Origin of the sequence: Nocardia sp. NPDC024068, from assembly GCF_040638875.1 — a bacterium.
GTDB lineage: Bacteria > Actinomycetota > Actinomycetes > Mycobacteriales > Mycobacteriaceae > Nocardia.
This window is the reverse complement of sequence record NZ_JBEZYU010000015.1, coordinates 20101-45530: the sequence shown is the minus strand read 5'-3', so window position 1 is coordinate 45530 and position 25430 is coordinate 20101. Positions and strand designations below refer to the sequence as shown.

Below are 25430 nucleotides of genomic sequence, written 5' to 3'. Positions count from 1 at the left end.
CCACCGGCTTCCCCGAACAACCGCCGAGCACGAGGACTCATGACAACGCCGACCTGGAACTTCACCACAATCCACCTGCGACTTTCCGAGATTGCCGAGAAGATCGGCGTAAGTACCGCGACCTGCAGTAACTGGCGCAGGCGCCATCCGGACTTTCCCACCCCTGATGAATCAGGCAGTTACGCGTCCGACGCCGTCATTGACTGGCTCGGCAAACGGCCGATACCCGCGGCCTACCGCGCTCCCGCGGAACTCGACGGCGCAACCTACGGTGACCGGTTGCAACGTGCGCTCGGCGAAGGCGTTCCCACGCGAACCTGCCGCGATGCCGGGGACGGGCAAGCGAATCAAGCCGCGCGCCAGTTTCTTTGCACCGGGCTGCCCAGGCGTTTCCGGGATGCCGGTATAAGCGATATCGACTACCTCGATGCCGGTCTACTGCTCGTGTTCACCTGGATCTGCTCCGAACAGCATTGGCAGCGCCTCACCGACGAAATCCAGCCACACGCGAGCGCGGATCGTCCGACCGTGCTGCTGGGCGTCGTAGCGGAAGCCGTTGATGCCGCACTGCGTTTGCACGGACTGCCGGTCGGGGCCGCGGAAGTCTTCGGCAGATTGCGGAAAGCCCGGACATCCGACGTTATCGCCCTGATCGACAACGCAAGCCGAGCCGGGAAGCCCGGATTCGACAGGCTGCTCGATCAACTCCCGAAGGCTCAACCCGCCACCAGCCACGACTACCGCACGCCTGCGGAAGTCGCGAGACTCATGGCAAGGTGCGTTACGCCGCCCGGGAACTCGGTGAACACCGTCCTCGACCCCTACACACGCCTGGGCGAACTACCGTTGGCAGTTCTGGGGCGAAAAGGGGCAACGCCGGTACAGTTGCGGGCGATCGGCCGCCGAACCGATGCCGCACGCCGTGCCGGCCTGAACCTCGCCGTGCACGGCTGTGTTTCCGATATACAAGTCGAGGACAAACTGCCCTGGCAGTATCGCCTCCGCGGACCTTACGACGCCGTCGTGGTCAACCCGCCGTTCAACGAGACCTTTCTGGACAGCTCAGGCACCACTTGGCCGTTCGCAACTCCTCCACACAGCGGAAATCTCGCTTGGGTTCACACGGCGGTCAAGGTCCTCGCCGCGAAAGGAAGAGCGGCAGTCCTGCTGCCTGCGGCGGCAGGCGGCACCAACAATCGGTACGAGCGCGAGAACAGGAAGGAGATGCTCGAACAAGGCGCCGTTCACGCCGTCATCCGGCTTCCGGCGCAGATCTTCCCGGCCTCCTCGATAGATGCCGCTATCTGGGTGCTGCGTCCCCCGTCGAAAACGCCACGCCCAGTTGTCTTCGCCGACGTTCGTTCGATGCTGCAGGCCACTCCCGGCTCTCTGCCGCGGCTGGCCGACACGGCACAGATCGCCGAACTCGTCAATACCCCAGAAAGGTTGAAGGAAGGCATTGCGGCTGTCGTCGAACACGGCGGACGTGCGATCTCGGTTCCCATCGAGACGATCCGTGAAGCCAAGCACTCACTGGTTCCCGATGACTACCTGCAGTCGGCACCCACAGATGCTGACGCCCACTGGCAGACGATCGGCCGGTACACCAACGCGATGGCGCGGGCGATCGAGGCGATCGACTCCTCGACCAGCGCACCCTTTCACCCGCCTATTTCTCGTACTCTGTCCAGTCCACGAGCGCTGGATGTGTCACCGGTCGCGGACAAATGGTTCCGAGCGCGGCTTTCCGACCTCTGCGAAATCAAGGCCGGCCCCTCCAATACCTATGGCATCAAATACGAACCGGATTCAGCATTTCAGGTGTTGAAAGCCAAGCATATCCATTCCCGCCGACTAGAAGTCCCCGAGAACGACGACAGTCGGATATCCCCGGAGATGGCGAATCGGCTCGCCGATTTCGAGGTACACGAGAACGACATCCTCTTCGTCCGCGTGGGTCAGGTCGGCGCTGCGGCGCTCGTGACAGACATGCACCACCGGTCTTACTTCGCCACTAACGTAATCCGACTGCGGATCAAGAATCACGATGCACTGGCCCCGGAGTACCTCTTGGAATGGCTCCTATCCGACGATATTCGGCTGCGCATCCGGTCCCGGGCCGCGGTCAACGCCGTTCCGTCGATCAGCACCGGCGACCTCGGCCGCTTCGAGATCGAATATCCGCCAACCGAACAGCAGCGAGCCATCGCCACAGTGTTGCAAGAATGCGACCATCGAGCACAGGCGTACCAAGATGCAGCGACACAATGCGCGGCCTACCGAACCGCGGTGGCCGCTGGGCTTCTCTCCGGCGCAGCCAAAGTCGACCGCCGGAGTACATTCGAACAGTTATACCTGTTCGAATAGATGCGGGCTGTCGCCGGAGCGACGAGAGCAAGCGCGAACGACCTGAGCATGACCGATGAAGGGTTCGCGGCCAAAATGAACGAACTCGACTTCAAGCCCGCGCAGAGCTGATGAAGATTTCGAAATCCCAGCTGGAGCGCTGGGACCTCACAGCCATGAACGACTGGGCCGACGCTCTGAACAACATCAACGAGCAGGCGATGCAGGCCATCGACAGCACCCGGAACTACTTCACCGACGCCGGAAACCATTGGCAAGGAGCCGCCTACAACGCAGCGTACGAGCGCATCTCCGAAGACCACGACCAATCCCATCGCGCCTACTACGAAATCTCCGACGTGCCAGGGATCATCAAGAACGCGGCAACCGACCTGACTTCTCTTCGCGGCGTACTCCGCGGCAAAGCCGACGACGCAGTAGAAGCCGGTCTCCGCGTCGACGACGACTGGACCGTCCACGGAACCGACGAGGCACAGGTCAAGACCCATCAAGATGCGATTCGGATCGCATACGATGCGCTGACCCAGGAGGTCTCCCGGCTTCAGATCGACCTCCTGAACCAGGCGGGCCTGATACGCGCGGCGGGTGACCTGCTCGGATCAGGAAACTTCATCGACGAGCAGTCGACCAACAATCGACGACAAGCACTCGCGAAACTCTTCCACGACGACCTGCTCGCCCGGTTCAACGTCCCAGTGGACCCCGATGGCATGACCACCTGGCCCAAGCCGCCGCTCAGTTGGGGTTTCGGCAGCCAGAAGATGACCGCCGAAGAGGCGCGTCTCCTGGACGATCTAGGGCTCCTGGGAGCCCGCGACGCCTACGGCATTTACAAGACCGCGATCCATGAATCCGAGAACGTATTCGACAGGGCCGGGATCACCGACGGCCATTCGGACGCCTTCCGGCACGCCTACTGGAACGCCATGTTGGCGAACCGGTTCGGGCCGGAGTTCACGCAGGAGTACACGAACGCTCACGAAGGTGTGGACACGAACTCGGCAGCCGCCGAAGCGATGGACCTGCACAACAACGCGGTGGGGAGAAGAATTGCCGCCGAGCACCCCGATGCGAGCCCGGAAGAACTGGCGACCTACGTCAAGGAAGCGGTTCTCCGGGGCGATATGGTCGTCGTCGGGCCGGATGGCATGCTGACACCGAGCGACCAGGTCGCCATCGGCGAGACCGGACGCGCTGACGGGCCACCGGCAACGGGCGGCACCAAACCTCCACCGACCGATACGGAGTTCACCTCGGGCGGATACAACCCGGGAAGCGACGGCGAAAGTTACGGCACCTATGACAGCTAAGAAGGTCCTGCTCGCGTTGCTGGTGTGCGCCGCTGTTGCGCTGACCGCATGTTCAGAAGATGGAGGGGTTGCTTTGGAGGAAGACCAGGCACTTTCGGCCGAACTGGCCGAACTGCGCCAGAACGGCGGATCGGTCAGCCTGCATGAGCTGACCGGCGGCGGCTGGGACTCGGTCTATGTGTCGCACCAGCCGGTCTCCCGCGACTACCTCGAGAGCGAAGTTGGGGGGAAGATCGACATGGACGAGACGTTCATGCAACGAGGGAACATCCTCGTCTTCCTGAAAGACGGTCAGATCTCGCGGGCAACTTACATCACCCCCGACCTGCTCCAGCCCGGTGAATACTCCAGCAGTGTCAGGATCACCGCAGACGGATACCCCGCACTGCTCCAGATGTCCGAGTAGGAGCGGACTGCGGCACAATCGGCCGGCAAGTGGGGTGCCGGGCTGGCCGGTCGTCCCCGAAATTCCACACGGGCACAGACGTGCGATCAAATCGCGGCATCGGTCACGGTCATGTTGAGGAATCCCGGCGCCAACGGCATCAAGGACTCGACGATGTCGACGTGCGCGGCTTCGAGTCGGCGGACCAGCGACTCTGCCGACTCGGCGGGCTTGGTTCCTGTTTCTCGGCCAGGAGCAGCGAGTCGTTCAATTGGTAGTCGGCGCGATCGGATCGTCGCACCAGGGTTTGGCTCCTGCCAGGTCCCCACATCCCGCAGGTTGTGCAAGAACAGCCCCGTACTGTTGTGCACCGGCATACCGAGCGGAAGCGTAGCGGTTTCCTATTACTGCTGTCCCTGGGACCCCGAAGGCCGGTCGATGACGCTTGATCCAGCCCCGACGCCGGGTCGAACCACATTGACACTCAGCGCATTACGAGGCCGCTGATCGTGGAAATCCCCGGCGCCGGGTGCATGCCATGACATCCCCCAGGAGGCACTGTGCGAGAACGACCACCTCTGCCCAAGCGACCGGAGCGAAACCGGGCAATGGAAGCGACCGTCCGGCTGTTGCGCGACCAATACTGCATCGATACAGCAACATTGGAACGAGTGGCGGCCGGGCTCCGCGCCAGTTGCGATGTCCCGGAACCCGCCACCGACGCCGACATCGCGCCATGAGCCACTCGATCGCGTTCGGCTGGATCAACCACGACATCAGCCGAGCACCCGAGACCGACCGCGACCGCGTACACCGCCTCGCCGACCGACTCGGCTACCACCTCGTATGGCCCGGCGAACACTCGGTGCTGCGCGTGGCCGACCAGGCACGCAACGCCGGCGCCGACCTGGTGATCCTGCCCGCACCCGACCACCTCGGCCCGCACGAACTCTACGCCGTACTGGGCGTCTGCGATGCGGAAACCGTGCTACCGCGTCTCAGCTTCCCACGCTGGACCTCCACGCAGGACACACCATGAGCGCCCTGGTAGTGGCCGGTTTCGCCATCGCGATCGGACTACCGCTGCTGGTGATCGCGGCGACGATCTGGTGGCCCTGACGGTCGGCTCATCGTATATGCGTCCTGCGGCTTCTCGCCGACCACGAAAGTAGGGTTGCGCTACTGAACTGGTCGTGACTACGATTCACTGGCCTGAATTCTTCGGGGCTGGCCTTGATCAAGCCCGTCCGATCAGCGGAAAATTTGGGCGGGCCGGTTGGTGTAATGGATGAACACGTTCCCCGGAAGGGGGAAGTTCCTGGGTTCGATTCCCGGGCCGGCGGAAGAAGTACGAGATGCTTCTTGCGCCGGCCCTGGAAGGGATGCTGAGATTGCCAACCATGAGCAGAATTGCATCCAATCGCTGGCTGCGATATCAGGAGAATAGAGATCTGGTCGACCAGGCATTCAGCTATGTAACTCGAATCGGAAAAGAAGCCATCCGACAGAACGACAAAGTTGCGGTCGGGACACTGGAAAGCTTAGCTACACTGCTGCTGGCAGCGTATGTCGAAAGCCGACTCAACGAGACTATCTGGTATTATTCGGGATTCGATGACTCCCAGCGCCAGACGCTGGCGGACCTTACTATCGAAGAACGATGGTACAAGGTGATCGACCTCGGATTTGCGAGACTACGCAACCTGACAGTACGTCAGGTACCCAATAATTTGAACTTCACAGACAAGGCCCGGAGAGAAGAGCTCGTCAGAGTGGTATCCGATTACATATCACCTCTAATTACAGCTCGAAATTCAATCGCCCACGGCCAATGGAAATATGCATTCAACCCGGACGGCAGTGCCATAAACGGAGAGCGGACGGCTATTATCAGCCGATACACCATATGGAGGGTTACGCTAGAAAAGAACCTCTTGGATCATTTCACGTGGATTGTGCACGATCTTGTCGTCACCGGGCACACATATGAGCGAGATTTTGACAAGCGTATTGACGACCTACATTCTGCAGTAAACCGCCTAAAGAAGGGTGATCGCAATAAATGGGAGGAAGGGCTGCGCGCTAGATATAGGCGTCGACCACAGGTGCAGTCGGGAATATAATTCCTTGGCCCCATCCCCAGGACACCTGCCTTGCCCGCAGTCCCGAGCTTCCGAGACCTGGGCGGACATCATCGAGGCCGACACGCCCGCAGGCGGTGCCGCTCGACGGGAGGCGTAGAGACGATCATTCACGGAGAGACCATCGGCGCGGTAACCATTGTCGGTGTGTATCAGACACTCACACTGACCTAGCAATCGTCAAGCGCGCGCGGCACCTTCGGGCCACACCACATCCACAGCCAACCCACGCTCCCGCGCCAACTTCACCACGCTGCCGGTTCCCCCGGCCTCGCCGCCCTCTCCATCCCATACCGCGACCAACCGGTCAGCCGACCCGAGGAGCACCTCGTTCGCCGCCTCATACGCCTCTCGGCCGGCCTCCTCGAACTCCATCACACGAACCTCTGCCGCACGCGCAACCAGCGCGTCGAACACCGGTGCGTGATCAGGCTTCACCTTGGCTTCCCGGTAGTTCCGAGAGGGCAGCACCACCTCGAGCCGGCCACCGGCCTTGAGCACCGCTTGCGCGAATACCGAATCGGCACCCCGAGCTATACAGCTCACGCCCACCAGATCGGGAACCGCGGCCAGACGCCGGGCGATCTCTTCACGCACCAGCACCGCGGTTTCCTCAGTGATGTTCATGTGCCCGGTCACAGCGACCCGCATTTTCACTCCTGTGCATTGACCAGCGGGCGCATCCGATCGCGCAGCTCAGCGATCGCGAGGTTGCCTTTCGCCCGCTCTGTTCGTTTGTAGAGCTTGCCGACCTTGACCCGAACCCGATCCGACCGAGTCCGTTCAACGACGTCCAACGCATCATGGCCTACCCGGCAGGCCTCCTCCACCTCGCCCTGGATAACGTGCGCCTCCGCGAGCCCGAGACGATCCAGCGCGACGCTACGAATCCGGTCCGGACGCCGCGATTGCACGGCCAGTTCGATATGTTCGGCCGCTTCACCTGCGAATACAGGTTTCCGGCGCGACATGTCCAACAGGCGACCTCCGATCGTTCCCGCCAGTTCCGCCGCATCGAAGTAGTGCACCCAGAACGGATCGGTTGCAGCCTGCGAGTCCGCGAACCGCTCTTTCGCCTTCTCGCATGCGCGCCGGAACCCTGATGGACGCTCGAGCTTGCTCATTGCCCAGGCCTCCCGCGTGTACAGCATTGCCTCCACCGTTGGCGTGAGTGCTCCTGCCCCGCGGTCACGGGCTATCCGGACCAGTTCCAGAGCGTCAGCCGCTCCCGCGTCGCCATCGAGACCCAGAAGTTGCCGCGCCATCCCGGCAAGCGCGAAGGCGCAGAACGCGGGGTCGTCCGCGTGGCTTGCTGCGCGGGCAGCGAGCGCGTAGTACTGCTGGGCTGTGGCCTGCTGGCCGGAGTCCCAGCTCATCGTTGCCGCGGTCTCGGCGAGCTGCGCCAGCACACCCCACAGTCGTTTCTCCACACGCACAGGCTGCCGCTCCCGCAGCATTTCGTTCACTTCCGCCAACTGGCCGACGACCGCCTTGCGCCGCAGCCCGCCGCCGAACTGGTCATCCCAGTCCCGGAATGATCGAGCGACGTTTTCGAGCTGCTCAACCTCCTGCATGCCCAGTCCCATCGGCTTGTCCACCTGCCGTGGAGCGTCATCGAAGAGCAGCCATCGCTCCATAGTCTCGAGCAGGCCGGCGCCAACCGTAACTCCCAGAAGGGCCTGCGTGGCATGGCGCCGATCCATCGTCAGGTCCTTGCGTGTGAGTTCCGCTGTCGCAGTGACACAGTCCGCAGAGTACGAGTTGTTCCAGACCACTCCGGCTGCACTGGTTGCCGGACTTTGCGCGCCCAAGCCAATAGCAGCCGCAAACTGCGCCCTCTGTTCGACAGTTGCGCGGGCCAGAGTCGTGTCCATGATCCGGGCAAAGTCTTCGGACAGAGTCACCCAGACGCCCCGTTGTGCCCACTTCTTGATAGTCGGAACACCAACTCCGGTGATCTTCGAGAACTTCGACTGCGTCACCCCGAGTGCACGCCGGAGCTCGGTAGCTTCCGCGCCGGTCCACGTAACCTGCATGCCCATATGCTGCCCCTAACGGGAGTCCGGTGGTACGGACATTATCCCAAGGGAGACTGCGGTATACCCCGATCGTCTTCACGCCGGCATCGGTGCGCGCCGATGGTGAGGGAGCCGCCCGATGCTCGACTTCTGTGATTGTTTCCGAGCCCGGTGGTCCAGCACCCATCCCAGCAAACCGTGAGGTGACCCATGGGCAAGACCCTGCCGCTTCCCGTCCGCCGGCCCATCGACCGCGCAGTGGCCCTGGAGTGTCGGCACGCCAGTCGGCTCAATGACCGCGCTCTTCTGGAACGGATCGCGGCTGGACTACGCGAGTTATGCGACACCCACCCAACAACCTCCCGAGCAGACCTCCCGATCCGTGGCCACTCGCGGCCCGACCAGGCGGCACCATGAACCACTCGACTGCCTTCGGCTGGATCGACTTCGACCTCAGCATTGCTCCGGAGTGGGACCGCGCCCAGATACACCGCCTCGCCCGCCACCTCGGATACCGCCTCGTCTGGCCCGACGAACGATCGGTACTCCGGTTGGCCGACCAGGCGCGCAACGCCCGGGCCGACCTGGTGATCCTGCCCGCACCCGACCACCTGAGCCCGCTCGAGCTCAACGCGGTCATGGACGTGGCCGATGTGGAAACCGTGGTACCGCGACTCAGCTTCGCCCGCTGGGCATTCGCAAAGGTGAGTCCATGAGCGCCACGGTGGCGATCGGGTTCGCCATCGCGATCGGGCTACCGCTGCTGGTGATCGCGGCGACGATCTGGTGGCCGTGATGATCGGAGCACCGAACCGCTTCGCGCATCTGCACAAGTCGGCCGCGACCTATCTCGACGTCGCCGCCAACGACCACGGCGACGAGAAGGGACTACTCGTATACCGGGCGTTGCAACGCGTCGAATCGCCTGAACCGCATCTCGTCGAGATCGGCCCGGGTGGCGGCGCTGCCGTTGACTACCTCGCGACGCGGGCAGCCGAGGAGCCACGCCCTGTACGACTCACCCTGTTGGAGGCACCCGGCGTCTCCTCGACCTCGCTCACGGACGCGATCGGGCGGTTCAACATGGTCGGGTCGTGCGTGCTGGTGCACGGATGGGCTCAGGACATCGGGCGACTGTTGCGAGAACCGGTCGACGTGATCAGCGCGTCGGCCCTGATGCACGAGGTCTACTCCTACGGTGGCGCCTATTCCGGACTGCACACCTTGATGCGGACTCTGCCGACCGTGCTCCATCCCTACGGTTACTTCGTCTACCGCGACGTCTACGCCGTCGCCGCGCCGAGCCTGCACGAGCGGGTCGTACAGTCCTACAGCTCACAATCCTGGTTGCAGTTCTGGCGCATGTTCGTCCCGCACTACCTGCGTGAAGGCACCCATCCCTATCACCATCACGACGACGAGGTCGTCGCCCGCCAGAACTCGCGCATCGTGCCCGTAGCGGAACTGGATACCCGGGTGTGTGCGGTGATCGAAGCGCCGGTCGGGCTGTTCCGCGAGGTGCAACGGCACTACATCACCTGCCGCGACCATGTCTGGCGTTCCGGGATCCTCGGCTTTCGGCCGGTTCTCGACGGACCACTGTCCGGAGACTGGATCGACTTCCGGACCGGCCACAAACGAGTGCACTACATCCTGACGGAATCGGATCGGATGCCGACAATGCAACGGGCGAACATCCTCGCGGTGAGTGAACCGTTCGACGACCATCACGTGATCGACGGAGATATCTTCGACGCCGTCAGCGACGTAGCCCTGATGGCATTCATGTCCGAGGCCGAACAGGGCGCCGACGACTGTGTCCGAACCTGGGATTCGTGGTTGACCCGAGAAGGCCGCGAGACCTACGCCTACCTCACCGTCGACGAGCTGCTTTCCGCGTTCGCGGTGCACTCGATCAACGCCCAACCCGACCAAGACCTGGTCCTGATGCCGGTCTCGGCCGAGGATGTATTTACCCGCAACCGGCGCTACTACAACCGATTCCTCACCCACCGCCTATCGAACCCGCTCGTCGACGCGAAGCAGATGGTGCTGTTCCAAAACATCCCGCTGAGCGACACCGAAACCCTGCAACGCGCCCTCGGCACCCTGCAAACGATCTGCTCGAAACCGACACTCGCTCGACTACACACGGCAATTCACTGGAAAGGATGATCCCCCGCATGGACCTGATCGAGGTCGAACGCAAGCGCGAACTCGCCGACAGCGAACCCCTGCGCCGCCGCCTCGCCGAACTCGGCTACCGCGAAATCAGCTCGCTGACCGAAGTCGACACCTACTACAGCCGACCCGACGTCGACTACATGGAAACCGTCGAATGCCTGCGGGTACGGCAGCGCAGCGACTGGGCCGAGATCACCTACAAGCCACCATCCAGCACAGCAACCCATTCGGATCACGGCGTCATCGCCAAGCAGGAGACCAACATTCAGCTCGCCGGCACCGGCCAAGCGGGCGCGGCGAACGCACTGCTCGCGGCGGTCGGAATGGTCGAACTCGTACGAGTCGAGAAGGCACGCACCACCTACCGCCATCCAGACCGTGACAGCACGACCGTAAGCATTGATGTCGTCGCCGGTGTCGGCGCCTTCGTCGAAACGGAGATTCTCGCATCCGACAGCGACGGCGCAGCCGCACATCTCGAGGACATCGAACAGGCGATCGGCATTTCCGCTAACCCGATCGTGCGCCTCCCGTACCGGGACCTGGTAATGCGCGCACAAACAGCAGTATGACGGATGCGCACGCGGCGATGGTGTGTGCTTCGCGCACCCTCGCTCTCGCCTTGCGCACTCCGCCGGATCTGCTCGGATCGGCCGACCCACCGCCGCGCACAGTGCGGTTTCGCCGGTCCCGCCGCTATCGTCGGCGTCACCCCAGCGCCGGACGAGGAGACCGAACCCATGCGTCGTCGCACGCTGCTGGCCGGCCTGGCCGGCACCGTCACCGCTCTCGGCGTCACCCCGCCACCATCGACAGCGGCACAGACATCCGACCCGCTATGCGCGCTGGAACGTGCGCTGCTGGCCCCGCCCGCTCCGGGCGTCCCCGTCGATCTACGGCAGCTCGGCCACCAGATCGCCGCGGCACAGTCGTTGTTCGGCCGCGGGCACTACACCGAGCTCGCCACCGGACTACCCCGGCTGCTGTCAAACGCGACGGCAACCCGCACATCAGGCCGCGGCGGTGCGACCCGCCCCGGCTGAACGTCCGGCTCACGCCGAATGTCTCGGCGGTAGGGTGTGATTCGTGACCACTGCGACAGAGGCGGACAGACTCTAGCCACCGGTCCCCGGTGGCTGCCCCGAGTCAGCGATACCGCGCCCTGACGGCGCGGCTATTCGTGCTGCTCTGAACTCCACCGGTCGGACCCGCTGTCGTCCGCGCGGCCATCCCCTTTCCCCGGATGTGCCGTCCGCTTAGCACTCAGTGGGAGTACCCCTATGCCCAAGTGGTTGGCGGCGCTGTTCGCCGCCTCGTTCGTGTTCTATACCGACGACTATGTGATCGCCGGTGTCCTGCCCGAGATCGCCCGCGATCTGGGCGTGAGCCAGGCCGCCGCCGGTCAGCTCATCACCGTGTTCGCCGTGACCGTCGCCCTGGTGGCGCCGGTCGCCGCCGTCGTCCTGGCCCGCGCCCCTCGACGCGTGCTGCTGGTGGCGAGCCTGTGCGCGTTCGTCGCTGCCAATGCGGCCGCGGCGGGTACGCCGTCGTTCACCGTGCTGTTGATCCTGCGCGTCGCGGCAGCGGCAGCCGCCGCGGTCGCGACCCCGGCGCTGTTCGCCACCGCGGTCCAGCGGGCGCCCGCCGCGAAGGTCGGCCGATATGTCGCGGTGGTGGCGCTGGGCGTCACCGGGTCGATCGCGGTCGGTGTGCCGATCGGCACCTGGATCGGTGGCGTGTTGGGCTGGCGCGCGGTATTCGCCACCATGGCGGTGTGCGGCCTGATCGCCCTCGCCGGTCTGCTGATCACGTTGCCGCGCGGAATGTTCGGCGGTCCCGCGCCCGACTGGCGGGCCCAGGTACGCAGCCTGCGACGGCGGCCGGTGACCTTCGGTCTGCTGGCCAACATGTCACTGATGACCGGCTCGATGATGATGCTCACCTACCTCGCGCCGTTCCTCACCGATGTCGCCGGAGCGGCCGTCGACGCCCGCGCCCTCTCCTTCGGACTGGCCGGTATCGCGGGAACCCTCGGCATGTGGGCCGGCGGCGCGATGACCGACCGGCACGGCCCGGACCGTGCCCTGCTGATCGGTATGAGCGCCATCGCCGGGTCCATGGCCGGCCTGTGGCTGCTGTGGGGCATGCGCCCGGTCCCGATGACGGCCGTGCTGCCTGCCCTCGCGGTCTGGGGTGCGGCCGCCTTCTGGAACTCACCCGCGATCCAGGCCCGGCTCGCCGTCCTGTCCGGCCCTCTCGCCCCACAGGCGCTGGCGCTCAACACCTCCGGCACGTATCTGGGTGTCTCCCTCGGCGGTCTGCTCGGCGGTCTCGCCCTGACCAGGTGGGGTTCGGGCGCACTACCACCGCTCGCCGTCGCCTGCACCGTTCTCGCGCTGGTACTGCTGTCCAACGCGCGCGAATCCGACCCTGAAACGCCGGCTCGCAAGTAGACGGCCCGGCCGCCGGTGCGGGCCCACCGCACCGGCGGTTCAGCCGTGCCGGGGAAGTCGGCGCCACCCGCCTGGATCGCCTCCGATTACGACGAGATCTTCTGGAACATGCCGCACCGCTGCTCGATCGGCTCGGTGCCGACGGAGGGAGCGATAGGACCTCGGACGTGAAATGCGGGATTCAGCGCGGATCGAGCCCGGCCAGTAGTAGGTCGACCGACCGTTCGGCCAAGCCGTCGGGTATGTCGCTGGTGAACTGCGTCGCATACATGTGCACGAGCCCGCCCAGTGTCAGCATGGTCAGTCGAGGGTCCGCGCCGGCGGTGACTTCGCCGCGCTCGATACCGCGACGGACGATTTCCTCGGATGCCGCGAGTCGCACGGCCCAGAATTCGCGGCGGGCCGCCTCGGCGTCGGCATCGGCTTCGGCGATGACGGTGGAGCGGATCAGTGCCGCGCCGGAGGGGGTGCGGGCGAAGCCGACGAGCGTCGTCATGAATTCGAGGAGGTCGGAGCGGACCGATCCGGTGTCGGGGATGGGGATCTGTGACTCCATCCGGGAGAGCAGTGCGTCGACCAATAGCCGGGGCAGCGTTTTCCAGCGTCGGTAGATCGAGGTCTCGTGCACGCCCGCGGTGGCGGCGATATCGGCGACGCGCACCGCCTCGATGCCGTTGGTCTCGATGTGGGCGAGGGTCGCATCCAGGACGGCGCGCCGCAGCCGCGCGCCGCGGATTTGCGGGGTGTGCTCGACAGGCGGGGCCATTCGGCCATTATTGCAAGTCCTCTTGCGTTGTGGAGCCCTCGGGCTTAGCGTGGCGGGCATCGCAAGTCGACTTGCGATAGATTGCAGGAGGAGCGAGATGACCGACAGCGACGTCATGGTGGTCCGCGGCATCCCATTCGCCCGGGCAGACCGGTGGGGCATGCCCGAACCGGTGCCCTATCTCGGCGGACCAGAGCGCGGGCGGCAACCGGTCACTGTGCCGCAGCTGCCGGGTCGACTGGAACGGGTGATGGGTGTGCCGGTGCCGTTGCCGCAGTCGGAGGACTGTCTCGAGCTGTCGGTCACGGCGCCCGCGACGACGCCGGATGCCGCCGGGCGTCCCGTGCTGGTGTGGATTCACGGTGGGGCGTATCTGGCCGGGGGCGGTGCCTGGAATCTGTACGACCCGACCGAGCTGGTCCGGGAGACCGGCATCGTCGTCGTGTCGATCAACTATCGACTCGGTGTGCTCGGCTACCTCCGGATGCCGGGCGTCGCACCGGGCAATCTCGGCCTGCTCGACCAGATCGCCGCGCTGACGTGGGTTCGCGAGCACATTCGCGAGTTCGGCGGCGATCCCACCCGGGTCACCGTCGCCGGCCAGTCCGCCGGGGCGCATTCCATCGTCGCGATGCTCGGCATCGAATCCACCCGAGGGCTGTTCCGGCGCGCCATCGTGCAGAGCGCGCCGTTCGGAATCGGATTTCAGAGTGCGGCGCAGGCGAAGCGCGCGGCACAGCGTTTCCTCGCCGCGCTCGGCAGCGATCCCCGAGACGCGTCAACCGCCGAGATACTGGTCGCACAGGCCGCGGCCGTGCGCGCGTTGTCCGGTCCGGGCGGGCTGAACTCCGCGCCGCCGTTCGCGCCGGTTGCCGATGTCGATCCACTGCCGGACGAATTCCTGTGGCGTCGCGAGGTCGTGCGGCGAGCCGGCGGCCTGCAGGTGATCATCGGGACAACGGCCGACGAGATGGGCGCGTTCTACGGCGGCCCGCATCCGGTGTTCTCCCGGATCCGCCGACTGCCGTTCGGTCCACGGATCGTTTCCGGGCTCCAGCAGCTGGTCGGACGCAAGGCATTCGAGGACGGCACCGCCGAATTCGCGGATCTGCTGGCCACCCACGACGCCGACGTCTACCGCTACCGAGTTCATGAACTGCATCCGAGCAACCCGTTCGGCCCCTGTCACTGCCTCGAACTGCCCCTGCTGTTCGGCGACGACAACGCCTGGCGGGACGCGGCGATGGTGCGACCGCTGAGCCGGGCCGACATTCGTGTGCTCGGCAGCGAGACCCGGAGCCGGTGGGGAACTTTCGCCCACACCGGAGATCCGGGATGGCCGCGTCATCTGCCCGGTTCATCGACCACCCACCCGATCCCCTGAGGATGCTCCTTTGATGACGCTGCCCACAAGCGGATGACGGAGCCCCCTGGTTCCACTCGGTCGTCGACCCGAGCGTCTGCGCCCTGTCGCCCTAGCGTTGCCGGGTCAGGATCATCCTGAGCCCACCAAAAGCCTTCGGGTCGTGCCGGCAATCTGTCACTCGCCGTCGCGTGCGTCGGGATCTCGCAGCGGCCGGCGTGTTCCGCCGAGACCGGACATGTGGAAAGCGTAGTGCCCGCGGTCGTCAACTCATCTCGGCGAAGGACCCGCACAAGGACCTGGTTCGCGCTGTCACGGTTGCGCTCGGAATCCATGACAGGGTCACAGTCAGTAGTTGGGCAGGGTGTAATCGTCGGTCTTCGCGAGCATGCGGTTCATGATCGGGCGCATCAGCCGGGTGGTCATGAGCTTGCCGATGGTAAGCATCATCTTCAGGCCGAGTTCACTGGTGGGCACCATTTGCTTGATGCCGCCGCCGGGGATTTCCTTGGCCTTGGCCAGGAACGGGGTGGCCTTTTCTTCGTACCGTTTCAAGGCGGTAGGGAGATCGTCCGGGGTGGAGGCGATTTCACCGGCGAGAAGGTAGGCGCCGACGAGGGCCATGGCGGTGCCCATTCCGGTCAAGGGGGAACCGCAGAAGGCGGAATCTCCGAGCAGAGTGACGCGCCCGGCGGTAAGAGTGGGCATGTCGATGCGGGCCAGTTCGTCGAAATAGAAGTCCGTGGTGTCAGCCATGGCGGCAAGGACCGTGGGGGCCAGCCAGCCCGCATCGGCGAGCATGGTGCGGATAAGACGCTGCTGCGCGTCGACATCGCCGCGCAGGCTCGGGTCGTGGTCGGTACGCAGGGTGATGATGGCCTTGGATGTCGCCGGGTCGCCGTCGGGGCGGATACCCACCGCGGCGTGGGGGACCGCGTGCATGGTCATCCAGTTCGGCCGGGTGCCCTCCGGAGTAGGGATGGTGAAGAAGGACATGTACCCACCGAGATAGGTGGAGTACTTCTCCTCGGGGCCGAAGGCCAGCCGCCTGGTGGCGGAGTGCACGCCGTCCGCACCGATGACCAGGTCGAACCGTTCGGTGCCGCCGGAGGCGAACCGCACCTCGACGCCGGTGTCGTCTTGTATGAGCGCCTCGATCCACTCGCCGTAGCGGTAGTCGAGTTCGCCTGTGACCGTGTCGAGTTCGTCGAGGAGCACTCGATTGAGGTCTCCGCGGGTGATCTCGATCTCGGCGACCGGGCCATTGCCGTCGAACATCTCCGCGGGCATCTGGTAGACGTCGCGCCCGGCGCGATCCACCAAGCTCATGCCCTCTTCGTGGAGCTGATATTTGCCGACGCCCGCCATGAGACCCATCCGCTCGATCACTTCCTTGCTGGGTCCGCGCAGGTCCACTGCCTGGCCGCCGGGGCGTGGGGCGGTCGAGCGCTCCACGACGGTTGTGCGAATACCGGCGCGCAGCAGTTGCAGGGCAACGGCATTGCCCGCGATGCCGCCACCGGCGACGAGGATGCGGAGGGGCGCGGGGGTCTTGTTCATCGGAACTCCTACATGCAGAACGTGTGTCTTACACAAATGTCTAACACATTTGTTCGCACATATCTAGGACAAACGTCTGAGACGCTGGTACGGTGAAATCATGGGAAACCGAGAAGCGTTACTTGCCGGTGCCCGCAAAGCACTGCTGGAACGCGGCCTGGCCAAGGTCACCGCCCGCGATATAGCCACGGCCGCCGGAGTCAGCCTGGCCGCCATCGGCTACCACTTCGGCTCGAAAGACCGTCTCATCACCGAGGCGCTCGCGGAGGCCACGGGCCAAGGCCTGGGCGATGTCTTCGACGACAGGCTACGAGAGGCCGCCGACGGCCGGTCGCTGCCGGAGTCGGTGGCGCCCACCTGGAACGGCATGCTCGATGTCATCCGGGCCAACAAGGAAGATCTGCTGTTGAGCCTCGAGAACGCGGTCCGGGTCGCGCGCTCCGAGGACTCGCAACAGTTCATTGCCGAAGCCATGGACAGCGGGGTGAACGAACTCGCTCAGATCCTCCAAGCAGTGGACCCCGCGCTGACAGGGACGGACGCGCATGCTGTCGCCAAGCTGTATTTCACTCTGCTGCAAGGCATGACGCTGCTGTGGTTCATGGCCCCCGCCGCCGACCTGATCGACGGCGACGATCTGGCCCGAGCCGTCGCTGCCCTCGCACCGAACCGGCCGGAACCCGAGGCCGAGTGACTTCGGGAACCGCAGTATCGACCGACCCCCACGGTCCGCTGGTTTCCGGCGATACCGTGAGTCGCGAAAGGTGCTCCGGCCCAGATCAACTGGTGAGATCATCACGCGCTATGCGGGGAATTGGGTTCGAGCCCCCTGGCTCCCCTCGAGTCTGTCGTTGCGCAAACACTTTTCCGCAGCCCTCATCAACATTTTCAGCTGCTCCGAGATGCCGGCACCTCTCTGCCGGCCGGGGCTCGACCAGAGAGGAGCCGTTACCGAGATAGTCCCCAACGAGGCCGAAATGATCCGGTGGGTACCACTCGACGAAGCGATGCGGATGATCGACCGCGGCGAGATCGTCGGCGCCGCGACCGTAGTCGGTGTATCGGGCGCTGCTGGAGGACCGCGGGTCGGTGGCCGGCCGCACGCCCGAATCGGCGGACCTTCGTTCACCGAACGGCTCGACGCCACCTACCCGGTCAAGGGCCGACCCCGCGGTCCCGTCCGATCAGCAGCCCTTCGGAGCCCGCCAGGCGTCCTGCGCGTAGGTGGTCGAGCCGACCATGGCGCCGACCACGCCGCCGATAATCCCGAACGGGATGGCCCCGACAAAGAAGATGGGCAGACCGGCGATCGCGCCGCTCCCGGTCCCGAGCAGGGCGCCCAGGCCGGCCCGGAGTTCGATGGAGTCGCCGGGCGCCATGCACGCCGCGATGGGCGCCGCCGCCCCGGACCCCGGAACATCCGGTGCTTGCACCGGCGCGACCGGCGCGGGCGCCGGGGCGGGCGCGGCTGCCGCGACGCCCCCTGATCCGACAATGAGCGGCACGGCAATGACGCTGCCGAGCACGGTGCGGGTCGATATCTTCAACATATGCGCGCAGTTCCCTGATCAGTCGAAAACAAGTGTGCGACCTGAGTAGTCAGATCTACGACCATAGTGTCGTATCGGCCGGTGTCATGCTCGCTTTCGGTATCCCGGTCGGAGCAGGCCAGAAACCGTGCTCGCCGGGGATCAAACCTGGCCCGCTGCCCCTCCTGCGCAGGTAGACCCCGGTTTCCGTCCTCCCCCAGTGTCGTCGGCTCGAAGGAGTTGCCGTCCGACTCTCGAATCGGCCGCCGGCACCTCGTGGGGTCGGGCCTGCTCGTACCAGGGCGTTGCCAGGTCTTATCGCCGCCGGTCATCATGACCGGCGACCGCCACAGGTCGAACGCGAACAGCACTCGGATCATCGCCGGTCTTGGTCGCAGCTGCTTCAAGCGGCCCGAAGCGCGGCATATGCCCGAGCGCTGCACGGCATGAAAGCCAACCCTGCGGCCACGTCGATGGTCGCCGCGACGACCGCCACCGACGTCCTCCTGACCAAGGTCACCAGTACCCGGAGAATCGAACCAACCGACCTGACGGCCGCTCACCGCGAACTCATGCGGGACGACCCGACGGACAGCGACTACGCCGGACGCTTCCTGGCCATGAGTGCGACCTGGGATCGATTCGAGATCGTCGAGCAGACGATCCTCTCCGATACCGATCCACTGGTCGCGCTGAACCACATACACGCGCGTTCCCGGGCCACCGGCCGCGAACTCGAATTCCCCATCCTGCAAACGATCACCGTGATCGACGGCCGTATCACCGCGGTGCGGCCCTTCTACTGGGACACCGCGGCGATCACCGCCGCATGCGCACCCCCGCCCGGTCTCCCGGACGAAGAGCACCGCGGGTAGCGCCGGTACCGAAAAGCACCTGAAGCCCTAAGCCCGGCCGCCGACCGACCCGTCGCAGGCAGGTCCGTTTCCGGTCGCTCGCGTGGCGGCGAGGAGCCTGGATCCCCAGCCGTTCATGAGGTCGGTCGCTTCAGGAGGCCCGTGCACGATGAACGGTGCTCCGATCGAGACGAGGCAGAAGGCCGCCCAGTCCAGGGATTCGGCGGCGATATGGACCTCGCACGAGCCGGGGTCGATGCTGGTGACGGTGCCGTAGTGGACGATCTCGGCTCTGACCCGTTCGGCGGAAGCCTGGATGGTGGCGTGCACCCGGTACCTGGAGGGCATCGACCCGATCCGGTCGCGGACGTATTCCACCGGATCGCCGCCGGGCAGGCGGCGCGGTGCGAATCGTGCGCCGGTGCGGCGTGGTCGCGCGACCCGGTCGATGCGGAAGGTTCGCCAGTCGGCGCGATCGAGGTCCCAGGCCACCAGGTAGAGGCGGCTTTCGACATTGACGATCTGATGCGGTTGGGTGGTGCGCTGCGAAGTGTCCCCTTCGCTGCCGTGGTAGGAGAACGAGACGGTATCGGCGTCTCGGCAGGCGAGCGCGAGAGTGGTCAACGCGGTGACATCGCCGATCACGGCTCGGTGGTGTCCCTCACCGGCGGGGGTCGCGACAGTCCGGAGACTGTCGATCCGGCGGCGGATCCGGACCGGAAGGACCTGGACGATCTTGGCCATAGCGCTCATGGCGGCTTCCGCGGAGGCGGGATGGACGCCGGTGGCGATCTCCTTCAGCCCCAGCACCGTCGCGGCGGCCTCCTCCTCGCCCAGCACCAGCGGCGGCAGGCAGGCACCCGCGCTGAGCTGGTAGCCGCCGCCGGTTCCGCGCGTCGTGACGATCGGATAGCCGATCTCCTGGAGACCGAGTACGTCGCGCCGGACGGTCCGCTCGCTGACATCGAGCCGGCGGGCGAGATCGGCACCGGACCAGTGGCGACGGCTTTGCAGCAGACCGAGAAGCGCGAGGGTGCGAGTGCTGGTGGACACATCCCGAGGTTAAGCGCACTTGTGGCCATATCCTGTCCGCAAGTGCGGCGAATCTGGGGGCACCAACCGAAAGGAAACAGTATGTCCACCACTCCCGCCGTCCCCCCGGCGCCCGCCGGATCCGCGACGGTCGACCCCTTCATCTGGACCGACGACGCGGCAGGTCTGCTCGACTTCCTCGTCGATGTGTTCGGGGCGATCGAGGTCCCCGAGGCGCGGACCGCCGATACCGACGGCCTGATTCTGCATTCCGAACTGCGGATCGGCGATTCGACACTGACGATCGCCGACCGCAAACCGGACTGGCCGTATATGCCGTCCTTCGTCCGCGTCTACGTCGACGATCCGGCCGCCACGCTGAAACGCGCCGCCGCGCGTGGTGCGCGGATCGTGACCGAGCCGACGGATTTCTGGGGCGACGTACTCTCCCGCTTCGCCGACCCGTTCGGCCATCTGTGGTGGGTGTACAAGCACAATCCGGGTAACGCGTCCTGGGATGAAGGATCGGCGGACGGAACCGGCGAAGGCGACTGGGGGCAGGCCGATTCCGCCGCGGACGGCGCGGGCGAGCAGTCCTGGGAGTCGTTCGCCACACCGGAATTGACCGCCGTTCATTCCTCGCTCATGGAAGCGATGGCGTCGCTGCAGGATCCGCGCACCCGCTGACCCGCCTGCTGTGCCCTGCGGCCGCATATGCGCCGCAGGGCATCGGCATGCGAATTTCCGGTGCAACGACTTCCGGGCCACCCGTTCGGCTTGTGGCCGTATATCGTCCGCAACGGAGGTTTTGATCGTCCTGTACCCCATCGAGAGGCAGGACGTGATCAACACCCGGAATTTGACCAGGACCTTCTACGGTCCCGGCCGATCAGAAGTCCGCGCGGTCGACGGCATCGATCTGACCGTCGCGCGGGAAGAAGTCTTGGCGATCCTCGGCCCCAACGGGGCCGGTAAGACGACCTTGATGCGCATGCTCACGACGCTGCTGCCGCCGACCGGCGGATCCGCGGAGATCGGTGGCCACGACGTCCGGCGTGAACCGGCCCAGGTGCGGCAGGTGATCGGATACGTCGGTCAGGGCAACAGCGCGGGACATACGCAGCGCGCGATGGACGAGGTGGTGACCCAGGCCCGGATCCACGGACTGGACCGGACATCGGCGCGGCTCCGGGCGAGTGAGCTGTTCACCGCCCTGGGTCTCGACGGACTCGGAAAGCGGAAGTCCCAGGCCATGTCCGGCGGCCAGCGGCGCCGGCTGGATCTGGCGATGGGTTTGGTCCACCGGCCCGCGCTGTTGTTCCTCGACGAGCCGACGACCGGCCTGGACCCGCACAACCGGGCCAATCTGTGGGACCACATCGCCCGCCTCCGTGCGGAATCCGGGATGACGATCGTGGTCACCACCCATTACCTCGACGAGGCCGACCAGATCGCCGACCGGGTCGTGATCGTGGATCACGGGCGCATCATCGCCGACGGTTCGCCCGAAGCGCTGAAGAACGAGCACGCGGGAGACCGGGTCACGCTGGAAGCGGGCGACCCGGCCCGGGCCGCAGAGCTGGCCGCGCTGGCGCGGCGGACCGAATGCGTGAACCGGGTGACCCACACCGGCACCACCGTCGTCGCCCACGCGGCGAACGGCCCGAAAGCCGTACCCGCACTGGTCACCGCGGCCCATGCGCGCGGCATCGAGGTCGTTTCCGCGGCGACCCGGGTGCCCACCCTCGACGACGTCTTCCTCGAGCTCACCGGACGCAGCCTGCGCGACCCCGGCACGGCCGAGAACGGCAACCACTCACCGGAGGAGACCCGATGACCACCACCGAACCGCGCCGAAATATCGTCGCCGACACCCTGCTCGTCACCGTCCGCGAACTGCGGCCCGTGCTCGGCGATCCGTTCTCGGTCGTCTTCGGCCTGGTCCAACCCCTGTTCTTCCTGTTGCTGTTCGGGCCGCTGCTGGCCCGGGACGGTGAGTCGCCCTGGGCCTGGTTCGTTCCCGGACTCCTGGTCATGACGGCGTTGTTCGGTACCGCCGGCACCGGCTCCAACCTCCAGTTCGACCTCCACAGCGGCACTCACGAGCGCCTGCTGGTCACGCCACTGTCCCGGTCGGCTCTATTCCTGGGCCGCGCGGTCAAGGAATTCCTCCCCCTGGTCGCCCAGGCGACCCTGATCATCCTGGTGACCATCCCTTTGGGTCTGCGTCCGGATCCACTCGGCGCGGTGCAGGGCCTGCTACTGCTGGGTGTCCTCGGTCTGGGCATCGGCGCGTTCAGTTACGCGCTGGCCATCGTCGTCCGGGAGCAGGACTGGGTTTTCTGGACCGTGCACCAGACGTTGTTGTTTCCCTCGATGATCCTGTCCGGCATGCTGCTTCCCCTCGAACAGGCTCCGGGCTGGATGCGCGCGCTCTCGGTGGTGAACCCGCTGACCCACGTCGTGAACGCCGAACGCGATCTGTTCGCCGGCCGCCTCACCTCGGCCGACGTCGGCTGGGGCTGGCTGGCCGCGATCCTCACCACAGCCATCGGTATCGCTGTGGGCCTGCGCGCACTGCGCAAGAGCACCAGCTGACCAGGAAAGGACGACCATGGAAATCCTCGTATGCGGCGCCACCGGGCATATCGGCCGCCACCTCGTCGACCAGCTACTCGCCGACGGCCACCAGGTCCGGGCGCTGACCCGCACCCCGCATTCCGCGGACCTGCCACCGGCCGCGCGGCGTGTTCAGGGCGATCTGACCGACGCCTCGACCCTGCGAGCGGCGTTCGCCGGTGTCGACGCCGTCCACCTCATCACCTTCGGCGGTGACGACGGCGCGGATCTCACCACCGGCCCCGAGATCGTCGATCTCGCCCGGCGATGCGGAATCGGCCGCGCCACCGTCCTGGGCGGCTGGTCCCGGACAAGCGTCGAAAACGCGCTGTCGGGCAGCGGTATCGCCTGGACCCGCCTCGAACCCGTCGAGATCATGTTCAACGCCCTCGACTGGCTCGACGAAATCCGGGAACACCGCACCGTCTCCGCTTTCGCGCAATGGCCCAGTGCCATGGTCCACGAAGCGGATATCGCGGCGGTCGCACTGACTGCCCTGACCCGATCCGGCCACGGCGGCAGAACCTACCGCCTCACCGGCCCCGAGGCCCTGACCCCGGCGCAACGCACCCGGATACTCGCCGAGGCGATAGGAGTTCCGCTCACCCACCGGCAACTCAGCGAAGCCCAGGAACGGGACCGCTTGGCCGGTCACGGGTTCGGCGACGAATACGTCGAATTCGGTCTCCGCTTGGCAACCCACCCACCCGCCGCCGCGGACAAAGTCCTCGGCACTGTCGCGACAGTGACCGGCCGATCGGCCCGCACATTCGCACAATGGGCCACCGAGCACGCGCGCTTGTTCACCTAGCCAGGGCATTCCGGGACCGGCGGCAGCCTCCTGGCGCCGCCGGTCCCGCATCCCGATGCGCGAGCTCGGAAGAACTGGCGACCTCCCGGCTTCGGCAGGATCAGACGCCGCGGAAATCGATACGCACGATGCGCGTATTCGCATCCCGCTCATCGACAGTGATATCGCGCATCATCACCGTGCCCGCCGGGGAAGTGAACCATTCCTGAGTTTCCGACCCGCTTGCCGCGTAGACGGTGACCACACCGCAGGCCGTCGCTTCCAGCGACGCCGCCGCACGGTTCCGCAGCGAACTCCGACTCGGCGTACAACCACGGGGCGATCCCGGCTATATCTGCAGTGCTCATGCGGCCTCGGCCTGGAGGGCGGGGCCGAGGAGGAGTCCACCGTCGATGACGTACTCCGACCCCGTGATGAACGACGCGTCCGAGGAGGTGAGGAACAGGAGAAGCCGGGTGACGTCGGTCGGCTCCCCGAGCCGGGGGATGGCGAACGGCGCGGGTGAGTAGAAGTCCGCGATCGCCGCGGTGGCGCCGGCTGCCGGTTCGTGGATGAAGGGGGTCGCGATCACGCCGGGGTGGATGGTGTTCACCCGGATGTTGTCGCGGCCGAGCTCGAGTGCCGCCGTTCGGGTGAGTCCGCGCACGGCCCACTTACCGGCGACGTACGGCGCGTAGTGTGCCGTGCCGCCCAGGCCCATGGTCGAGGCGATGTTGACGATGGTCCCCCCGGCTGCGCGGCGCAGCGCGGGGGCGGCGGCCTTGATGCCGAGGAAGGTCCCGGTGAGGTTGACGTCGAGGATGCGCGACCACGTGGCCTGGTCGGTGTTTTCGATTGTTGCAGGCGGGTTTTGCACGCCCGCGTTGTTGACGAGCACGTTCAGGGCGCCGAAGGCGCTTTCGGCGGTTTGCACAGCGGCGGACCACGAGCTTTCGTCCCTGACGTCCAGGCGGGTGAAGCGAGCGCGGGTCCCGAGCTCGTCGGCGAGAGCGTCGCCGCGTTCGGCGTCGGTGCCTCCGATTACCACGTTCGCCCCCTCCGCGTGAAAGGCGCGCACATGGCTCGAGCCCTGGCCGCCGGTCCCACCGGTCACGAGCACGGTCTGGTTGTCGAAGCGGGGCATCAGGTGTTCCTTCGGTACGTGGGTGGATGACCGGGATCACCAGCGATGAACGGCGGCCAGTGGTGAGTCGGTCGACTCACCATTCCCTCTGACACTAGGTCGGCGGTAGTGGTGAGTCAAGCCACTCACCTCGTATGCTTGGCCCCATGAGCAGGGTCGTTACGACGTATCACCAGCGCGTCGCCCAGGAGAAGCGCGCGCTGATCGTGACGGCCGCGACCGCACTGTTCCTCGAGTTGGGCTACGACCGGACATCGCTGGCGCGGATCGCAGAGCACTCGGGCGTTTCGCGGGCCACGTTGTTCAAACAGTTTCCGAGCAAAGCTGCCCTGTTCGACGCGATCGTGACCGAGTCCTGGTCGACCGCCGACGAGGAGGATCCGCCGCCGACGGGCAACATCGTCGGCGGGCTCGGCATCATCGGTCACCGTTACGCCGAGCTGCTGGGCCGTCCCCAGATGACCGACCTGTTCCGGATCGTCATCGCCGAGCTGCCGCGGTTCCCGGAGCTGGCCCACGCGCAGTTCTCGCAGGGGAAGATGCCCTACTTCGAGTCCGTACGCCGCTACCTCCTGGCCGAGCACGAGGCGGGAACGGTGCGGATCGAGGACGTGGACCTCGCAGCCACCCAGTTCCTGGGCATGATCTCCAACTACGTCTTCTGGCCGACACTCCTGGTGCCGGGCTGGGAGGTGAGCGCCGAACGCGTCACCCAGGTAGTCGACGAAGCCGTCCGCACCATCGCCGCCAGATACGCCGCGACCGGTCCAGGGGCGGTCACCAACGACTGAGTGCCGCAGGGGAACTCGACGCTGTCAGCCCTTGGTGTCCGGGATCGCAGGACCTGAGCCTGTTGGCCGGAGGGCCGTTGTCGTCACGCCACTTCCCGGCTCGGTTCGGACGACCTCGGTCACC

The 25430-nt window shown here is 65.7% G+C and carries 27 protein-coding genes and 1 tRNA gene; 19 read left to right on the top strand and 9 right to left on the bottom strand.

Annotation, left to right across the window (positions count from 1 at the left end; genetic code table 11):
• Nucleotides 1–39: 39 nt before the first annotated feature.
• From AB0F41_RS15235 to AB0F41_RS15225, 3 genes are all read left to right on the top strand, one after another.
• Nucleotides 40–2367, top strand: a complete 2328-nt coding sequence (locus tag AB0F41_RS15235) for an N-6 DNA methylase (RefSeq protein WP_357424042.1) — start codon at nt 40–42, stop codon at nt 2365–2367.
• 110 nt (nt 2368–2477) lie between these two features.
• A complete protein-coding gene (locus AB0F41_RS15230; protein ID WP_357424040.1) occupies nt 2478–3677 on the top strand; it encodes a hypothetical protein in 1200 nt (399 codons plus the stop codon).
• Nucleotides 3667–4083, top strand: a complete 417-nt coding sequence (locus AB0F41_RS15225; RefSeq protein ID WP_357424038.1) for a hypothetical protein — start codon at nt 3667–3669, stop codon at nt 4081–4083. Before AB0F41_RS15230 ends, AB0F41_RS15225 begins: the two co-directional genes overlap by 11 nt.
• An 86-nt stretch (nt 4084–4169) precedes the next feature.
• Here the strand turns inward: AB0F41_RS15225 and AB0F41_RS15220 are convergent, their stop codons facing one another.
• Nucleotides 4170–4439: a hypothetical protein gene (locus AB0F41_RS15220; protein WP_357424036.1), complete on the bottom strand. Its 270-nt coding sequence runs from the start codon at nt 4437–4439 to the stop codon at nt 4170–4172.
• A 359-nt stretch (nt 4440–4798) separates the two neighbouring features.
• Here AB0F41_RS15220 and AB0F41_RS15215 point away from each other — a divergent pair, with 359 nt between their 5' ends.
• The 3 genes from AB0F41_RS15215 (at nt 4799) to AB0F41_RS15205 (ending at nt 6185) form a co-directional block, all read left to right on the top strand.
• Complete coding sequence (locus AB0F41_RS15215; protein ID WP_357424034.1) at nt 4799–5101, top strand: hypothetical protein; 303 nt, start codon at nt 4799–4801, stop codon at nt 5099–5101.
• 231 nt (nt 5102–5332) lie between these two features.
• Nucleotides 5333–5405 (top strand) — tRNA-Phe (locus tag AB0F41_RS15210).
• Between the two features lie 12 nt (nt 5406–5417).
• Nucleotides 5418–6185: a hypothetical protein gene (locus tag AB0F41_RS15205; protein WP_357424032.1), complete on the top strand. Its 768-nt coding sequence runs from the start codon at nt 5418–5420 to the stop codon at nt 6183–6185.
• A gap of 198 nt (nt 6186–6383) precedes the next feature.
• On the opposite strand, the gene AB0F41_RS15200 is transcribed toward AB0F41_RS15205, so the two are convergent.
• Complete coding sequence (locus AB0F41_RS15200) at nt 6384–6854, bottom strand: hypothetical protein (RefSeq protein ID WP_357424030.1); 471 nt, start codon at nt 6852–6854, stop codon at nt 6384–6386.
• 2 nt (nt 6855–6856) lie between these two features.
• Entirely contained in the window at nt 6857–8239 is a 1383-nt protein-coding gene (locus AB0F41_RS15195) for a hypothetical protein (protein ID WP_357424029.1), read from the bottom strand.
• A 395-nt stretch (nt 8240–8634) separates the two neighbouring features.
• Here AB0F41_RS15195 and AB0F41_RS15190 point away from each other — a divergent pair, with 395 nt between their 5' ends.
• From AB0F41_RS15190 to AB0F41_RS15170, 5 genes are all read left to right on the top strand, one after another.
• Nucleotides 8635–8937, top strand: a complete 303-nt coding sequence (locus AB0F41_RS15190) for a hypothetical protein (protein WP_357424027.1) — start codon at nt 8635–8637, stop codon at nt 8935–8937.
• Nucleotides 8938–9016: 79 nt separating this feature from the next.
• Nucleotides 9017–10396, top strand: a complete 1380-nt coding sequence (locus AB0F41_RS15185) for a hypothetical protein (RefSeq protein ID WP_357424025.1) — start codon at nt 9017–9019, stop codon at nt 10394–10396.
• Between the two features lie 8 nt (nt 10397–10404).
• Nucleotides 10405–10977 (top strand): class IV adenylate cyclase, encoded by a 573-nt coding sequence (cyaB, locus tag AB0F41_RS15180; protein ID WP_357424023.1) that lies wholly within the window; start codon nt 10405–10407, stop codon nt 10975–10977.
• Between the two features lie 168 nt (nt 10978–11145).
• On the top strand, nt 11146–11448 hold the full coding sequence (locus AB0F41_RS15175; RefSeq protein ID WP_357424021.1) for a hypothetical protein: 303 nt from the start codon (nt 11146–11148) through the stop codon (nt 11446–11448).
• Nucleotides 11449–11685: 237 nt separating this feature from the next.
• Nucleotides 11686–12858 (top strand): MFS transporter, encoded by a 1173-nt coding sequence (locus tag AB0F41_RS15170; protein WP_357424019.1) that lies wholly within the window; start codon nt 11686–11688, stop codon nt 12856–12858.
• 181 nt (nt 12859–13039) lie between these two features.
• Here the strand turns inward: AB0F41_RS15170 and AB0F41_RS15165 are convergent, their stop codons facing one another.
• Nucleotides 13040–13624, bottom strand: coding sequence for a TetR/AcrR family transcriptional regulator C-terminal ligand-binding domain-containing protein (locus tag AB0F41_RS15165; RefSeq protein WP_357424017.1), 585 nt, complete (start codon nt 13622–13624; stop codon nt 13040–13042).
• Nucleotides 13625–13721: 97 nt separating this feature from the next.
• On the opposite strand from AB0F41_RS15165, the gene AB0F41_RS15160 reads away from it, so the two are divergent.
• Nucleotides 13722–15008, top strand: coding sequence for a carboxylesterase family protein (locus tag AB0F41_RS15160; protein WP_357424015.1), 1287 nt, complete (start codon nt 13722–13724; stop codon nt 15006–15008).
• A 327-nt stretch (nt 15009–15335) separates the two neighbouring features.
• Here the strand turns inward: AB0F41_RS15160 and AB0F41_RS15155 are convergent, their stop codons facing one another.
• Nucleotides 15336–16547 (bottom strand): FAD-dependent monooxygenase, encoded by a 1212-nt coding sequence (locus AB0F41_RS15155; RefSeq protein WP_357424013.1) that lies wholly within the window; start codon nt 16545–16547, stop codon nt 15336–15338.
• 100 nt (nt 16548–16647) lie between these two features.
• Here AB0F41_RS15155 and AB0F41_RS15150 point away from each other — a divergent pair, with 100 nt between their 5' ends.
• On the top strand, nt 16648–17241 hold the full coding sequence (locus tag AB0F41_RS15150) for a helix-turn-helix domain-containing protein (RefSeq protein WP_357424011.1): 594 nt from the start codon (nt 16648–16650) through the stop codon (nt 17239–17241).
• A 490-nt stretch (nt 17242–17731) separates the two neighbouring features.
• On the opposite strand, the gene AB0F41_RS15145 is transcribed toward AB0F41_RS15150, so the two are convergent.
• Nucleotides 17732–18097, bottom strand: a complete 366-nt coding sequence (locus tag AB0F41_RS15145) for a hypothetical protein (protein ID WP_357424009.1) — start codon at nt 18095–18097, stop codon at nt 17732–17734.
• A gap of 425 nt (nt 18098–18522) precedes the next feature.
• Here AB0F41_RS15145 and AB0F41_RS15140 point away from each other — a divergent pair, with 425 nt between their 5' ends.
• A complete protein-coding gene (locus tag AB0F41_RS15140; protein WP_357424007.1) occupies nt 18523–18951 on the top strand; it encodes a hypothetical protein in 429 nt (142 codons plus the stop codon).
• Nucleotides 18952–18978: 27 nt separating this feature from the next.
• Here the strand turns inward: AB0F41_RS15140 and AB0F41_RS15135 are convergent, their stop codons facing one another.
• Complete coding sequence (locus tag AB0F41_RS15135) at nt 18979–19983, bottom strand: YafY family protein (RefSeq protein WP_357424005.1); 1005 nt, start codon at nt 19981–19983, stop codon at nt 18979–18981.
• A gap of 81 nt (nt 19984–20064) precedes the next feature.
• Between AB0F41_RS15135 and AB0F41_RS15130 the strand changes: the two genes are divergently transcribed.
• The 4 genes from AB0F41_RS15130 to AB0F41_RS15115 all read left to right on the top strand — a co-directional run bounded on the left by AB0F41_RS15130 (nt 20065) and on the right by AB0F41_RS15115 (nt 23392).
• Entirely contained in the window at nt 20065–20649 is a 585-nt protein-coding gene (locus AB0F41_RS15130) for a VOC family protein (RefSeq protein ID WP_357424003.1), read from the top strand.
• Between the two features lie 172 nt (nt 20650–20821).
• On the top strand, nt 20822–21799 hold the full coding sequence (locus tag AB0F41_RS15125; RefSeq protein WP_357424001.1) for an ATP-binding cassette domain-containing protein: 978 nt from the start codon (nt 20822–20824) through the stop codon (nt 21797–21799).
• Nucleotides 21796–22560 (top strand): ABC transporter permease, encoded by a 765-nt coding sequence (locus AB0F41_RS15120; RefSeq protein ID WP_357423999.1) that lies wholly within the window; start codon nt 21796–21798, stop codon nt 22558–22560. Before AB0F41_RS15125 ends, AB0F41_RS15120 begins: the two co-directional genes overlap by 4 nt.
• A 16-nt stretch (nt 22561–22576) precedes the next feature.
• On the top strand, nt 22577–23392 hold the full coding sequence (locus AB0F41_RS15115) for an NAD(P)H-binding protein (protein ID WP_357423997.1): 816 nt from the start codon (nt 22577–22579) through the stop codon (nt 23390–23392).
• Nucleotides 23393–23492: 100 nt separating this feature from the next.
• Here AB0F41_RS15115 and AB0F41_RS15110 read toward each other — a convergent pair whose 3' ends face one another.
• Nucleotides 23493–23636: a hypothetical protein gene (locus AB0F41_RS15110; protein ID WP_357423995.1), complete on the bottom strand. Its 144-nt coding sequence runs from the start codon at nt 23634–23636 to the stop codon at nt 23493–23495.
• Between the two features lie 99 nt (nt 23637–23735).
• Entirely contained in the window at nt 23736–24515 is a 780-nt protein-coding gene (locus AB0F41_RS15105; RefSeq protein ID WP_357423993.1) for an SDR family oxidoreductase, read from the bottom strand.
• 146 nt (nt 24516–24661) lie between these two features.
• Between AB0F41_RS15105 and AB0F41_RS15100 the strand changes: the two genes are divergently transcribed.
• Nucleotides 24662–25306, top strand: coding sequence for a TetR/AcrR family transcriptional regulator (locus AB0F41_RS15100; RefSeq protein ID WP_357423991.1), 645 nt, complete (start codon nt 24662–24664; stop codon nt 25304–25306).
• Nucleotides 25307–25430: the final 124 nt, after the last annotated feature.

Bases quoted from the DNA above. Each gene is read 5' to 3' on its own strand.
- AB0F41_RS15235 (WP_357424042.1), top strand. From the start codon at position 40: ATGACAACGCCGACCTGGAACTTCACCACAATCCACCTGCGACTTTCC.
- AB0F41_RS15230 (WP_357424040.1), top strand. From the start codon at position 2,478: ATGAAGATTTCGAAATCCCAGCTGGAGCGCTGGGACCTCACAGCCATG.
- AB0F41_RS15225 (WP_357424038.1), top strand. From the start codon at position 3,667: ATGACAGCTAAGAAGGTCCTGCTCGCGTTGCTGGTGTGCGCCGCTGTT.
- AB0F41_RS15220 (WP_357424036.1), bottom strand. From the start codon at position 4,439: ATGCCGGTGCACAACAGTACGGGGCTGTTCTTGCACAACCTGCGGGAT.
- AB0F41_RS15215 (WP_357424034.1), top strand. From the start codon at position 4,799: ATGAGCCACTCGATCGCGTTCGGCTGGATCAACCACGACATCAGCCGA.
- AB0F41_RS15205 (WP_357424032.1), top strand. From the start codon at position 5,418: ATGCTTCTTGCGCCGGCCCTGGAAGGGATGCTGAGATTGCCAACCATG.
- AB0F41_RS15200 (WP_357424030.1), bottom strand. From the start codon at position 6,854: ATGCGGGTCGCTGTGACCGGGCACATGAACATCACTGAGGAAACCGCG.
- AB0F41_RS15195 (WP_357424029.1), bottom strand. From the start codon at position 8,239: ATGCAGGTTACGTGGACCGGCGCGGAAGCTACCGAGCTCCGGCGTGCA.
- AB0F41_RS15190 (WP_357424027.1), top strand. From the start codon at position 8,635: ATGAACCACTCGACTGCCTTCGGCTGGATCGACTTCGACCTCAGCATT.
- AB0F41_RS15185 (WP_357424025.1), top strand. From the start codon at position 9,017: ATGATCGGAGCACCGAACCGCTTCGCGCATCTGCACAAGTCGGCCGCG.
- cyaB (WP_357424023.1), top strand. From the start codon at position 10,405: ATGGACCTGATCGAGGTCGAACGCAAGCGCGAACTCGCCGACAGCGAA.
- AB0F41_RS15175 (WP_357424021.1), top strand. From the start codon at position 11,146: ATGCGTCGTCGCACGCTGCTGGCCGGCCTGGCCGGCACCGTCACCGCT.
- AB0F41_RS15170 (WP_357424019.1), top strand. From the start codon at position 11,686: ATGCCCAAGTGGTTGGCGGCGCTGTTCGCCGCCTCGTTCGTGTTCTAT.
- AB0F41_RS15165 (WP_357424017.1), bottom strand. From the start codon at position 13,624: ATGGCCCCGCCTGTCGAGCACACCCCGCAAATCCGCGGCGCGCGGCTG.
- AB0F41_RS15160 (WP_357424015.1), top strand. From the start codon at position 13,722: ATGACCGACAGCGACGTCATGGTGGTCCGCGGCATCCCATTCGCCCGG.
- AB0F41_RS15155 (WP_357424013.1), bottom strand. From the start codon at position 16,547: ATGAACAAGACCCCCGCGCCCCTCCGCATCCTCGTCGCCGGTGGCGGC.
- AB0F41_RS15150 (WP_357424011.1), top strand. From the start codon at position 16,648: ATGGGAAACCGAGAAGCGTTACTTGCCGGTGCCCGCAAAGCACTGCTG.
- AB0F41_RS15145 (WP_357424009.1), bottom strand. From the start codon at position 18,097: ATGTTGAAGATATCGACCCGCACCGTGCTCGGCAGCGTCATTGCCGTG.
- AB0F41_RS15140 (WP_357424007.1), top strand. From the start codon at position 18,523: ATGAAAGCCAACCCTGCGGCCACGTCGATGGTCGCCGCGACGACCGCC.
- AB0F41_RS15130 (WP_357424003.1), top strand. From the start codon at position 20,065: ATGTCCACCACTCCCGCCGTCCCCCCGGCGCCCGCCGGATCCGCGACG.
- AB0F41_RS15120 (WP_357423999.1), top strand. From the start codon at position 21,796: ATGACCACCACCGAACCGCGCCGAAATATCGTCGCCGACACCCTGCTC.
- AB0F41_RS15115 (WP_357423997.1), top strand. From the start codon at position 22,577: ATGGAAATCCTCGTATGCGGCGCCACCGGGCATATCGGCCGCCACCTC.
- AB0F41_RS15105 (WP_357423993.1), bottom strand. From the start codon at position 24,515: ATGCCCCGCTTCGACAACCAGACCGTGCTCGTGACCGGTGGGACCGGC.
- AB0F41_RS15100 (WP_357423991.1), top strand. From the start codon at position 24,662: ATGAGCAGGGTCGTTACGACGTATCACCAGCGCGTCGCCCAGGAGAAG.